This window comes from Streptomyces sp. NPDC058086, assembly GCF_042885015.1.
GTDB lineage: Bacteria > Actinomycetota > Actinomycetes > Streptomycetales > Streptomycetaceae > Streptomyces.
Map to the genome: position 1 here is coordinate 207473 of NZ_JBHVST010000006.1, position 12827 is coordinate 220299.

The window sequence follows — 12827 nt, forward strand, 5'->3', positions numbered from 1 at the left end:
GAGGGCAGGTTAACGGGGACTAACGACAACGGGCCCGGTGTGCTCGGTCACAAAGGTGACCTGGCACAGCGGGCCCGTCGAGGCGGAACGATCAGGCGGTCCAGGCCGACCAGGACATGTTCCAGCCGTTGAGGCCGTTGTCCGGGGCGACCGTCTTGTCGTGGGAGTTCTTCACGATCACCACGTCACCGGTGATGGAGTGGTCGAAGAACCAGGCGGCGGGCGCGCTGCGGTCGCCGCCGCCGCGCACGTCGCGCAGGCCCACGCAGCCGTGGCTGGCGTTGTAGTTGCCGAAGGCGTCGCCGCCCCAGTAGTTGCCGTGGATGAAGGTGCCGGAGTCGGTCAGGCGCTGGGCGTCGGGCACGTCCTTGATGTCGTACTCGCCGCCGTAGCCGACCGTCTCACCGTTCATACGGGTCACCCGGAGCTGCTCGCTGATGACCATCTGGCCGTTCCACGTGTCGTAGCCCGGCTTGCCCGTGGTGATCGGGATGGTCTTGATGACCTTGCCGTCGCGCTTGATGACCATCTTGTGGGTCTTGGCGTCGACCGTGGAGACCTGGCTGCGGCCGATAGTGAAGGACACGGTCTTGGCCTGCTTGCCGTAGACCCCGGGCCGGCCCTCGACGCCGTCGAGATTGAGGGTGACGGTGACCTTCGTACCGGACTTCCAGTACTGCTCGGGACGGAAGTCGAGGCGGTCGTTGCCGAACCAGTGGCCCTGGACGTCGACGGCCGGCTCGGTCTTGATCTTGATGGCCTTCTCGACGGCGTCCGGGTGTGTGATGCCCCGGGTGAAGCGGACCGAGAAGGGCATGCCGACGCCGACCTTGGAACCGTCCTCGGGAGTGAACATACCGACGAAGGTGTTCTTCGGGGTCAGCGTGGTGAAGGCGGACTCCTCGGCGGCCTCACGGCCGTCGGTGTCCTTGGCCACCGCGTGGACCTTGTACTTGGTGGCGGAGGCGAGGTGGGTCGAGGGCGTCCAGGTGGCACCCCCGCCGGTTATCGCGCCGTCGACCGCGTTGCCCTTGCCGTCCTTGACCGTGACCTCGGTCAGCTTGCCCTTGGCCGCGGTGACCTTGAGGGCCCCGCTGGTGGCCACGCCGTTCGTGCCGTTCTTCGGGGCTATGGTCACCACGGCCTGCGAGACCTTGGTGTCGGCCTTGGCGGAGCTGCCCGTGCTCTTGCCCTTGCCGTTCCCGGACCCGGAGTCCGAGCCCCCTCCCCCACCGCACGCGGTCACGGCGAGCAGCAGCACGCCCAGCAGCAGCGCCAGGATTCCCTTGCTCCCCCGGCTTCCCCGTGCCCGCGTTCCAACCGACGCCCCCGATATCGGTCGCCCGTTCAAGTCTGTTCTCCCCTCGCACGGCCTGATCAGGCCCGCACCCCAGCGCGTCACCGCGCGTATCGCGCTAATTAATCACACGGCTCTGAGAGATGGCTCCCCGGGATTGTCACCGTTCAGTCCCAAGTTCGGCCGTGTGGGGGCGCGCTGGAGTCCCCTGCCCTACGGCGCGTGCGTGCGCCTCTTCGGGCTACTTCGCCGCGCCGCCCGCCTTCCACTCCTTCCAGCCCATGTTCCAGCCTCCGAGGCCGTTGTCGGGAGCGACTTCCTTGTCGGCGCTGTTGACGATCTCGATGACGTCGCCGATGAGACTGCGGTCGAAGAACCAGCCCGCGGGGCTGTCGGAGCTGCCGCCCTTCACGTCCTGGAGACCGACGCAGCCGTGGCTGACGTTGCTGTTGCCGAAGACGCCCGAGGCCCAGTAGTTGCCGTGCACGAAGGTCCCGGAGTCGGTGAGTCGCATCGCGTGCGGGACGTCCGGGATGTCGTACTCGCCGCCGAAGCCGACCGTGCGGCTGTTCATCCGGGTCACCTCCAGCATCTCCATGACGACCATCTTCCCGTTGTACGTCGTCCTGTTGGGGGCGCCCGCCGTGATCGGCACCGTGGCGAGGAGATCGCCGTCGCGGCGTACCTCCATGGTGTGCGCGGCGGCGTCGACCAGCGAGACCTGGCTGCGTCCGATGGTGAACGAGAAGGTCCTGTACTGGAGTCCGTAGACGCCCTTCGCCCCCTCGACGTCGCGCAGCCGCAGCCCGACGGTGACCTTCGTGCCCGGCTTCCAGTACTTCTCGGGCCGGAAGTCGAGGCGGCTCTTGCCGAACCAGTGCGGGCGGACCTCCACCGCGGGGCTGGTCTCGATGTGGATCGCGCGCTCGACGGCGGACCGGTTCTCGATCTCCCGGTTGAACGCGAGGGAGACGATCATGCCGGTGCCGACGGTGGAGCGGTTCTCCGGCGTCACGTATCCGATGAAGCGCTCATCGGGGACGTACGTCGTGAATGTCGTGTGCCGCGCCGAGCGCCGCCCCTGCCCGTCGAGGGCCACCACGTCCACGGCGTACTTGGCGGCCAGCGCGAGCCGCGGGTCGTCGGGCGCCCAGGTCAGGCCGTCGGCGGAGATGTGCCCGGGCACCGCGGACTCCTGCGCGTCCTGGTCCTTGACGACCTGCACGGACTCCAGACGCCCGTCGGGCACCCGGACCCGCAGCGCCTGCCGCGGGCGTACGCCCTTGCTGTTGTCGTCGGGAGAGATCCGGATGACGTCCTCGACGGCGGGGGGTTTGCCAAGCACCTCCTCCATCCCGTGCGAGGTGCAGCCGGCGGCTCCGGCGAGCAGGCCGGCCCAGGTCAGTACGGCGGCCAGTGCGGCCCCTGCGTGCCGCGCGCGTGTCTGTTCGTGCTTCACAGCGGGCCCAACGAGTGTGCACCTCTGGGGAAACGTGAGTGCGAGCCAAGCGCTGGGCAGAACAGTGGGGAGGACGACGCGAGGGGGAGCCGCAGCGGGGACACTGCGCGCTTCCCTACGGGCCGTCCACCGAGCCGCAGGAGGCTGAACGGTGTCGAGCGCAGCCGAGCAGGAGGCAGTGCCGGAGGGGCGGGCCACGGGCGAGAAGCTGCCCGCGCAGTCATCCCCCGTGCTGAACGGCGCCCAGCGGGCGCCGTCGCCCGCCGTGTCCGTGTGGCCGGGCGCCCCGACCCCGCTCGGGGCGCGCTTCCGCGTCGGCCCCGACGGCGCGGCGGGCACCAACTTCGCCCTGTGGGCGGGCGGGGCGGAGGCCGTCGACCTCTGTCTCTTCGACGAGCGGGACGGCGAGGTCCACGAGACACGCGTACCGCTCACCGAGCTGACCCACGAGATCTGGCACGGCTTCGTCCCCGGCGTGCTGTCCGGCCGCCGCTACGGCTACCGCGTGCACGGCCGCTGGGACCCGTGGACCGGCGCCCGCTGGAACCCGGCGAAGCTGCTCCTCGACCCGTACGCCCGTGCGGTGGACGGCGACTTCAGTCTGCCGCCCGAGGTGTACGGGCATGTCCGGGACTGGCCCCAGCAGCAGGTCGCGGACACCGTGCGCGACGACCGGGACTCGGCGCCGTACGTCCCCAAGGGTGTCGTCGTCCACGATGACGACGACTGGTCGGACGACCACCGCCCGAAGACCCCGTGGGCGGACTCGGTGATCTACGAGCTGCACGTACGCGGCTTCACGCGGCTGCACCCCGGGATACCGGAGGAACTGCGCGGCACCTACGCCGGCCTGGCCCACCCGGCGGCGATCGAGCACCTGGTCGGGCTGGGCGTCACGGCCGTGGAACTCCTGCCCGTCCATCAGTTCGCCCACGAGGACCACCTCCTGCGGCGCGGAATGAAGAACTACTGGGGCTACAACTCGATCGGCTACTTCGCCCCGCACGCGGGCTACGCGTCGTCCGGGACGACGGGACAGCAGGTCGGCGAGTTCAAACGCATGGTGCGGGCGCTGCACGCCGCCGGCATCGAGGTGATCCTCGACGTGGTCTACAACCACACGGCGGAGGCCGGCGAGCTGGGCCCGATGCTCTCCCTTCGCGGCATCGACAACCGGGGCTACTACCGGCTCCAGTCGGACGCCCGCCGGTACGCCGACTACACGGGCTGCGGCAACACCCTGCACGTGGTGCAGCCGCACGTCCTGCGCCTGATCACGGACTCGCTGCGGTACTGGGTGACGGAGATGGGCGTGGACGGCTTCCGCTTCGACCTGGCGGCGGCGCTGGCCCGCTCGATGCACGACGTCGACATGCTCTCCCCCTTCCTCGCGGTCATCGCCCAGGACCCGGTCCTGCGCCGGGTGAAGCTGATCGCCGAACCGTGGGACGTCGGTTCCGGCGGCTACCAGGTGGGCGCCTTCCCACCCCTGTGGACGGAGTGGAACGACCGCTATCGCAACGCGGTCCGGGACTTCTGGAGGGGCGCGCTGCCGGACGTGCGGGACCTGGGGTACCGCCTCTCGGGGTCGAGCGACCTGTACGCGTGGGGCGGGCGGCGCCCCTACGCCTCGGTGAACTTCGTGACCGCCCACGACGGCTTCACGCTGCGCGACCTCGTCTCCTACGAGCGCAAGCACAACGAGGCCAACGGGGAGGGTAACCGGGACGGCACGAACGACAACCGGGCCTGGAACTGCGGGGCGGAGGGGGAGACGGACGAGGAGCGGGTACGGGGGTTGCGGCGACGCCAGTTGCGGAACCTGCTGACGACGTTGCTGCTGTCCACCGGGGTGCCGATGCTCGTCGCGGGGGACGAGTTCGGGCGCACCCAGCGCGGCAACAACAACGCGTACTGCCAGGACAACGAGATCAGCTGGGTCGACTGGAGCCTGCTCGACGAACCGGGCTGGCGTGCCCTGTTCGACCTCACCTCCCGTCTGATCGCGCTGCGGCACCGGCATCCCGTGCTGCGGCGCCGCGCGTTCTTCTCCGGCCGGGCGCACTCCGTCGACGGGCTGCGGGACCTGGCGTGGTTCACCCCCCGCGGGACGGAGATGACGGAACGGGACTGGTACGCGCCGGCCGCGACGCTCGGGATGTACCTCTCCGGCCGGGACATCCCCGGACGCGATGCCCGCGGAGCGCCGGTCGTGGACGACAGCTTCCTCGCGGTGCTGCACGCCGGGGACCGTCCGGTGAGCTTCGTCCTGCCGGGGCCTCCGTGGGCCTCGCGCTACGAACTCGTGGTCGACACCTCGGCGGAGGATCAGGCGCGGACGCCGGGCGTGGTCCATCGGGCGGGCGGCACGGTCACCGTGCCGGCGCGGGCGGTGTTGTTGCTACGGGTGGTGGGCTGAGGCTTTCAGTGGCGCGGGGCTGTGACATGTGCGGCTCCGCCGCGTGGGCGCGGCCGGCCCCCACCGGGCCGCGGGCAACGGACTCGGGAACACGCGGGGATTCGGGGCGAAGCCCCGCCTCAGGTGGCGTCAGCCCAGGATGCCTCGGTCGTAGGCGACCGCCACCGCCGCCGCGCGGTCGTTGACGCCCAGCTTGGCGTACAGGTGGGTGAGGTGGGTCTTGACCGTGGCCTCGCTGATGAACAGGACGCGGGCGATCTCACGGTTCGAGGTGCCCTTGGCCACCAGGGCCAGGACCTCGCGCTCGCGGGCCGAGAGGGAGTCCTGGGTCGAGGCGGGCGCACGGACCGCCGAGATCAGACGGGAGGCGACTGCCGGCGAGAGCACCGTACGGCCCCGCGCCGCCGCGCGCACGGCGGTGAAGAGCTCCTCCCGCGGGGCGTCCTTCAGCAGATAGCCCGTCGCGCCCGCCTCGATCGCGGGGAGGGTGTCGGAGTCGGTGTCGTAGGTGGTGAGGACGAGCACCTTGGCGCGGGCGCCGCGGCGGGTGAGTTCCGCGATGGCCTCGACTCCGTTGCCGCCGGGCATGCGGAGGTCCATCAGGACGACGTCCGGGTCGAGGGAGGTGGCGAGGGCGACGGCCTCGACTCCGTTCGCGGCCTCGCCGAGGACCGTGAATCCCGGCGCGGACTCGAACATGCCGCGCACACCGTCCCGTACGACGGGATGGTCGTCGACGATCAGCAGGGTGATCACAGCGTCATCGGTCACGTCATCGGTCATCGCGGACCAACGGTACGCGAGCCGAGACCGCCGTGCCGTGCCCCGGCTCGGCCTCGATGGTGAGGGTGCCGGCGATGCGTTCGGCGCGGGCGCGCATGCCGTCGAGGCCGAAGCCGCCGGCGCGAGTGCGCTCGGGAAGCGCGAGCGGGTCGAAGCCCTGTCCGTCGTCGCGGATGTCGAGGATGACCTCGTCGCCCAGGAAGGAGAGGGTGACGCCGAGCCGGGTGGCGTGCGCGTGCCGGGCGGCGTTGGACAGGGCCTCCTGGACGATCCGCAGGAGGGTCGCCGCGACCTCCTCATGGAGTTGCTCGGCCGTGCCCGTCACGGTGAACTCGGCGCGTATGCCGGTGCGTTCGGCCCATTCGGCCACCGTCTTCTTCAGCGCCTCCGGCAGACCGTCGTCCGCCAGCGCCACCGGAGCCAGGTTGTGCACGGAGCGGCGGGCCTCGCCGAGGCTGTGTCTGGCGAGCCCGGAGGCGCGTTCGAGGTGGGTGCGGGCCGTGGTCAGGTCGGCCGCACTGGCTACGACCTGGAGCTGGGCGATGATGCCCGTCAGGCCCTGGGCGATCGTGTCGTGGATCTCGGCGGCCAGCCGACGGCGCTCGTCGGCGACCCCGGCTTCCCTTGCCTGGACGACGAGTTGGGCGTGCAGGGCGGCGTTCTCGTCGAGGGCCTGTTGCAGGGCGGTGTTGGTGCGTTCGAGTTCGGTGATGGTCTCGGTGCGCTCGCGGGAGCGCATGGCCTCCTGCTGGGTGAGATGGGCGACCACCATCTGCAGGCCGGAGTTGACGACCAGGAGCGCGGCGAAGAGGATCCACTGGACGCCGCTCCCGAACGGCAGCCCGCCGGCCTGCGCACCGGCCACGATGACCGCGCTCGCGAACAGTCCGAGCCGCTGCCGCCAGATGCCCGTGATCAGCTCGTCGGCGTCCATGTAGCCGGCGGCGGCGTAGAACGCGAAGAACGGGTTGAGCCAGCTGAGAACGAAGGCAAGGGCCCAGCGGACGGCGTAGTACGCCGTCCCCGCCCGGGACGGGATCCGGCCACGGCCGGGCCGCCGGGAACGGGTGCCGTGCCACCACAGCTGGAGGGCGACCGCGGCGGCGACCAGGGTCCAGCCCGCGTACCACTTGGCGGAACGGTCCATCAGGCCGGTGGAGGCGACCGCGAGGACGACACTGATGCCGAGCAGCCCGTACGGCCCCCAGATGTGCAGTTGCTCCCAGCGCCGGTCGATCCGCCGGTCCGTGGTGGTCATCTCCCCAGTCTGCACGGGCCGTCCCCTACTCCCAGCGGAACCAGCGCGAGGCACCGGCCGTCAGCAGCACGGTCCAGGCCACCAGCACCCCCAGGTGCGTCCAGCCCGGCCAGTCCCCCGCCGCGGCCCTGTTCAGAGCCTGCGCGGCGGCGCCGAACGGCGTGTATCCGACGATCCGGGCGAGCGTGTCCGGCATGGCCTGCACCGGGATCCACACGCCCGCGCAGAACATCATCGGGAAGAACACCGCCGACCCGATCGCACCCGCGATCTTCGTCGTCCGGGACAGCGCGGAGACCACCGCGCCCAGCGCGAGCGCGGCCAGGATCGCGAGGAGCAGGGCGAGGAGATAGCCGTACGGCTGCTCGGGAAGTCGTACGTCGAAGGCCAGCCGGCCGACGATCAGTGCGCACAGGGCGGAGGCCAGGGCCGCCGCGCCGTAGACCAGCATCTGCGCGGACAGCAGGGCGGACGGCCGTACCGGAGTGGAGGACATGCGGCGCAGGATGCCGCGCTCGCGGTAACCGGTGATGTTCTGCGGCATCGCCTGCAGCGCGCCGACGATCATGCCGAGCAGCACGGCCACCGGGACGTACACATCCACCGTACGCAGGCCGCCCAGGTCGGCGTGGTGTTGGCGGAAGGACGGGATGGAGCCCAGGATCACCAGCAGCAGGGTGGGGAACAAGAGGATCCAGAAGAGGGCTCCCGGTTCGCGGCGGAAGAGGCGCAACTCGGTGCGCAGGACCGCGGTGTTCATGCGGTGACCCCCGTCAGGTCCAGGAACGCGTCGTCCAACGTGGCGTCGGACACGCGTAGTTGGTGGGCGGTGATGTGGTTGCGGGCGAGCATGGTGATGACGGCGTTGACGGTCTCGTCGGTGCCGGACAGCGTGATCCGGCCGTCCTTGTGCTCGACCGACGCGAGCGCGGGCAGCGCGTTCAGGTCACCCTCGTCCAGTGGCGCGGACGGCGTGAAGCTGATGACGGTGGAGCCCGCCGAACGCCGGATCAGGCCCGACGGGGTGTCCAGGGCGGCGACCCGGCCCTTGTCGATCACGGCGATCCGGTCGCACAGGCGCTGCGCCTCCTCCATGAAGTGCGTGACGAGCAGGACGGTGACCCCGCTCGCCCGGACGTCCTCGATGAGCTGCCAGGTGTCGCGACGGGCGCGCGGGTCGAGCCCGGTGGTCAGTTCGTCGAGGACGACGACCCGGGGGTTGCCGATGAGGGCGAGCGCGATGAACAGGCGCTGCTTCTGGCCGCCGGAGAGCTTCGCGAAGCGGGTGGTGAGCTTGGCGGTCAGGCCGAGGCGCTCGGCGAGTGGCTTCCAGTCGGCGGGGTGCGGATAGAAGGACGCGTACAGCTCCAGGGCCTCGCGGACGGTGAGTTTGGCCTGGAGCTCGCTCTCCTGGAGCTGGGCGCCGAGGACGCGGGCGACCTGTTCGTGGTCGGCGACGGGGTCGAGCCCGGTGACCCGGACGCGGCCCCCGTCGGGGATCCGCAGGCCCTCGACGCACTCGACGGTGGTGGTCTTGCCGGCGCCGTTCGGGCCGAGGATCCCGAAGATCTCGCCCTCCTCGACGGCGAAGGAGACACCGTCGACTACGGGCCTGCCGCCGTAGGACTTGCGCAGTGCGGTGACTTCGATGACTGACATGTCCCGAGGATCCCGGCGGGACGGGAGCGGGCACATCGTCCATCGCGCTCGAAGCGGCATCAGCCGATCGGTTGATGCGGCGATACGACCGAGCCCCGGGCCCAGGAGCACCGAGCTCCGGGCTCAGGAGCACCGGTCCCAGGCCCGTGGAACGATTCAGGTCCGGCCAAAACTCGGTGGGCTCTGTCAGTGCCGAACCGTAGGCTCGCTCCTGATGTCCACTCCAGATGCGGTGCCCCCGGGGCGAGCCGACCATTCGACCGTACGCAGCCTGCTGCGCCTGTGGCCGTACGTGCGGCCGGTGCGCACGCGGCTGTTCAGCGCCGCCTTCGTCGCGGTCCTCGCCTCCTGTACGGGGCTGGTGTTCCCGCTCGTCCTGAAGTGGATGGTGGACGGTCCGGTGGCCGCCCACGACCCGGCGGGCATCTGGCTCGGCGCGCTGTATCTACTGCTGCTCGGTGTCGCGGAGGCGGTGCTGTTCGGGCTGCGGCGGTGGCTGGTGGCGCGGCCGCTGTCGGGGGTCGAGGCGGACATGCGGGCGGATCTGTACCGGCATCTGCAACGGCTCCCGGTCGCCTTCCACGACCGCTGGGCCTCCGGTCAGCTGCTGTCCCGGGGCACCACGGACCTGATGCTGGTGCGCCAGTTCCTCGCTTTCCCACTGACATTCCTGCTGGTCAACTCCGTGACGATCCTGGTCGGCGTCATGATCATGCTGGCCCAGGAGTGGACCCTCGGCCTGGTGCTGCTCGCTCCCGCGGCGCCCCTCATGGTCGTCTGCTGGCTCTTCGAGCGGCACTACTCGCTGGTGGCGCGGCGGGCCCAGGACCAGGTGGGCGATCTGACGACGGTCGTCGAGGAGAGCGTGCTCGGCATCCGCATCATCAAGGGCTTCGGGCGCCACCGCAGCCAGGCCCTCGCCTTCCGCGAGCTGTCCCGCACCCTGCGCGGCACGGAGTTGGCCAAGGCCCGCCTCCTCGCCGCCATCCTGACGGTCATCGTCACCCTCCCCGAACTCGCCATCGGCGCCGCCCTCGTGCTCGGCACGGTCCAGGTCGCCGACGGCCGCCTGTCCGCCGGCACGCTGGTGGCGTTCCTTTCCACGGCGCTCGCGCTGCGCTGGCCCGTCGAGTCCATCGGCTTCCTCCTCGCGATGAGCCAGGAGGCGGCGACGGCGACGGAGCGGTACTTCGAGGTGATGGACGAGAAGCCGGAGTCCGCCGATACGACCGCGGTCGCCACCGGTACGTCCCCGGTCGCCGCCGGGAAGGGCGAGGGCGGACTCCGCTTCCACGGTGTCCGGTTCCGCTATCCCGACGCCCCGGCGGACGCGCCCCCCGTCCTCGACCGCATCGATCTGCACATCCGTCCGGGTGAGTCGATGGCCCTGGTCGGCGCGACCGGCACCGGGAAGACCACCCTCACCGCCCTCGTCCCACGGCTGCACGAGGTGACGGCCGGGCGGATCACGCTGGACGGCGAGGACATCACGGCGATGCCCCGCGAGGAGCTTCGCGCGCGCGTGGCCGTGGCCTTCGAGGAGCCCACCCTCTTCTCGGCGACCGTCGGGGAGAACGTGCTCATGGGCGCCCCGGACACCGCGGGACAAGCGGACCTGGACCGTGCCCTGGCCGTGGCCCAGGCCGACTTCGCGCACGCGCTCCCGCAGGGGACGCGGACCCAGGTCGGCGAGCAGGGCCTGAGCCTGTCCGGCGGTCAGCGCCAGCGCCTCGCCCTCGGGCGGGCCGTCGTCGGCCGCCCCGGCTTCCTCGTCCTCGACGACCCTCTGTCGGCGCTGGACGTCCACACGGAGGCCGCGGTCGAGGCCGCGCTGCGCCGCGTACTGGCGGAGACGACCGCGCTGATCGTGGCGCACCGCCCGTCCACGGTCCTGCTCGCCGACCGCGTGGCCCTGCTCTCCGGCGGCCGTATCACCGCGGTCGGCACCCACCACGAACTGCTGCGCAGCAACGCCGAGTACGCCCATCTGATGTCAGGTGACGAGGAGGTTGGCCGATGACGGCGCCCACGACGACCGCGCCGAACCAGGAGCCGGACCGGGAACCGGGCACGGAACCCGACGGCGGGGAGCCCGGCACGGACCGTCCGGACGCGCGGGAGTCCCACAAGCACCAGGACCCCTTCGACCGCGACACCCTGCCCACTCCCCCGGGCGCCACCGCCGCGCTGCTGCGTTCCCTCCTCGCCCCGCTCAAGGCACGTGTGGTGGTGACGATGGTGCTGCTCCTGCTCCAGCAGGCCGCGATCCAGGCGGGCCCGCTGCTCGTCGCGTACGCCATCGACCGCGCCGTACCGGCTTTCCGCGCGCACGACCACGGCCCGCTGATCGCGGTGGGAGTCGGCTATCTGCTGTGCGCGCTGGCCGCCGGCGGGCTCCAGTACGCCTTCACCCGGGCGTCGGCCCGGGTCAACCAGAACGTGCTGCTCGATCTGCGCGGCCGGATCTTCCGCCATGCGCAGGCGCTCAGCATCGACTTCCACGAGCGCTACACCTCGGGCCGCCTGATCTCCCGCTCCACGACGGACGTCGAGTCGCTGCGCGAACTGCTCAGCGAGGGCCTGCAGGAACTCATCACGGTGATCCTGTCCTTCGTCTACATCTCGGCGATGCTGCTCTGGCTGGATCTGAGCCTGGGCGCGGTGGCGGTGGCGTCCTTCGTGCCGCTCTACCTCCTCGTACGGCAGTACCGGCGCCGCGCGGGCCGTATCTACCGACTCCGCTCGACCGCGATCGCCGCCGTGATCGTGAAGTTCGCGGAAACGATGAACGGGATCCGGCCGGTGCGCGCGTTCCGCCGTGAGGAGGCCAACGACGCGGAGTTCGGGGTGCTCAACAAGCGCCACGAGCGCACCAACGGCGACGCCCTGCTGGAGATGGCCCGCTATGTCGTCGGCTCCCGGCTGGTCGCCAACACGGCCGTCGCGGGGATCGTGCTGTGGGGCGCGTACCGGGTGGCCGGTGGTTCGCTGGCGCTGGGCGTGCTGGCCGCCTCCGTGCTGTATCTGCGCCGCCTGTACGACCCGATAGACCGGCTGGGCATGTTCCTCAACGCGTACCAGTCCGCGGCGGCCTCACTGGAGAAGATCGCGGGCCTGCTGGCCCAGACGCCGTCCGTGCCGGAGCCGGCCGAGCCGAGGCGGCTGCCCGCGCTCGCCTCCGCGCAGCCGGGCCGCGAGGTCGCCTTCGAGGACGTCCGCTTCGCGTACCGCACCGGCGGCGAGGTGCTGCCCGCCTTCTCGCTCACGCTCCCCGCGGGGCAGACGGTGGCCGTCGTCGGCTCGACGGGCGCGGGCAAGTCGACCCTCGCCAAGCTGCTGGCCCGTTTCTACGACCCCACGGACGGCCGCGTCCTGCTCGACGGCGTCGACCTGCGCGAGCTGTCCGTGCCCGAACTGCGGCGCGGGGTGGTGATGGTGACCCAGGAGGCCTTCCTGTTCTCCGGCACGGTCGCCGAGAACATCGCCATCGGCCGCTCCGACGCGAGCCGCGAGGAGATCGAGCGGGCCGCCAAGGCGATCGGCGCCCACGACTTCATCAGCGCGCTGCCCGAGGGCTACGACACGGACGTACGCAAGCGGGGTGGCCGTATCTCCGCCGGGCAGCGCCAACTCGTCGCCTTCGCACGGGCGTTGCTCGCCGACCCGGCCGTCCTCATCCTCGACGAGGCGACCAGTTCCCTCGACATCCCGGGGGAACGGGCGGTGCAGCGCGCCATGTCGACGGTCCTGCGCGGCCGGACGGCGGTGGTCATCGCCCACCGCCTGTCCACGGTGGAGATCGCCGACCGGGTGCTGGTGATGGAGCACGGGCGGGTGGTCGAGGACGGCAGCCCGGCCGAACTCGTCGCGTCCACCGGCAGATTCGCGGACCTGCACCAGGCGTGGCGCGAAAGCCTCGTCTAGCGGACGACGAGTGACTCGTACAGCGGAC

Annotated in this window: 9 protein-coding genes; 3 read left to right on the top strand and 6 right to left on the bottom strand. The window is 71.1% G+C overall.

What is annotated here, in order from left to right; genetic code table 11:
* Positions 1 to 91: 91 nt before the first annotated feature.
* A complete protein-coding gene (locus ACFVWD_RS07270; protein ID WP_389594354.1) occupies positions 92 to 1351 on the bottom strand; it encodes an Ig-like domain-containing protein in 1260 nt (419 codons plus the stop codon).
* 187 nt (positions 1352 to 1538) lie between these two features.
* On the bottom strand, positions 1539 to 2756 hold the full coding sequence (locus ACFVWD_RS07275; protein WP_389594355.1) for an Ig-like domain-containing protein: 1218 nt from the start codon (positions 2754 to 2756) through the stop codon (positions 1539 to 1541).
* A 151-nt stretch (positions 2757 to 2907) separates the two neighbouring features.
* Here ACFVWD_RS07275 and glgX point away from each other — a divergent pair, with 151 nt between their 5' ends.
* Positions 2908 to 5175 carry a glycogen debranching protein GlgX gene (glgX, locus tag ACFVWD_RS07280; RefSeq protein ID WP_389594356.1) on the top strand — a complete coding sequence of 756 codons (2268 nt, stop codon included), beginning with the start codon at positions 2908 to 2910 and terminating at the stop codon, positions 5173 to 5175.
* A 129-nt stretch (positions 5176 to 5304) separates the two neighbouring features.
* On the opposite strand, the gene ACFVWD_RS07285 is transcribed toward glgX, so the two are convergent.
* From ACFVWD_RS07285 to ACFVWD_RS07300, 4 genes are read right to left on the bottom strand one after another with little or no spacing between them, the layout of a single operon-like run.
* Positions 5305 to 5958, bottom strand: coding sequence for a response regulator (locus ACFVWD_RS07285; protein WP_389594357.1), 654 nt, complete (start codon positions 5956 to 5958; stop codon positions 5305 to 5307).
* A complete protein-coding gene (locus ACFVWD_RS07290) occupies positions 5948 to 7216 on the bottom strand; it encodes a sensor histidine kinase (protein WP_389594358.1) in 1269 nt (422 codons plus the stop codon). Before ACFVWD_RS07290 ends, ACFVWD_RS07285 begins: the two co-directional genes overlap by 11 nt.
* 25 nt (positions 7217 to 7241) lie before the next feature.
* The gene (locus ACFVWD_RS07295; protein WP_389594359.1) at positions 7242 to 7976 is read right to left on the bottom strand and encodes an ABC transporter permease; all 735 of its coding nucleotides are present in this window, start codon (positions 7974 to 7976) and stop codon (positions 7242 to 7244) included.
* Positions 7973 to 8875 carry an ABC transporter ATP-binding protein gene (locus ACFVWD_RS07300; RefSeq protein WP_389594360.1) on the bottom strand — a complete coding sequence of 301 codons (903 nt, stop codon included), beginning with the start codon at positions 8873 to 8875 and terminating at the stop codon, positions 7973 to 7975. The genes ACFVWD_RS07295 and ACFVWD_RS07300 overlap by 4 nt, the downstream gene beginning before the upstream one ends.
* A 214-nt stretch (positions 8876 to 9089) precedes the next feature.
* On the opposite strand from ACFVWD_RS07300, the gene ACFVWD_RS07305 reads away from it, so the two are divergent.
* Together ACFVWD_RS07305 and ACFVWD_RS07310 are read left to right on the top strand one after the other, a co-directional pair.
* Positions 9090 to 10895 carry an ABC transporter ATP-binding protein gene (locus tag ACFVWD_RS07305; RefSeq protein ID WP_389594361.1) on the top strand — a complete coding sequence of 602 codons (1806 nt, stop codon included), beginning with the start codon at positions 9090 to 9092 and terminating at the stop codon, positions 10893 to 10895.
* On the top strand, positions 10892 to 12799 hold the full coding sequence (locus tag ACFVWD_RS07310) for an ABC transporter ATP-binding protein (RefSeq protein ID WP_389594362.1): 1908 nt from the start codon (positions 10892 to 10894) through the stop codon (positions 12797 to 12799). The genes ACFVWD_RS07305 and ACFVWD_RS07310 overlap by 4 nt, the downstream gene beginning before the upstream one ends.
* Positions 12800 to 12827: the final 28 nt, after the last annotated feature.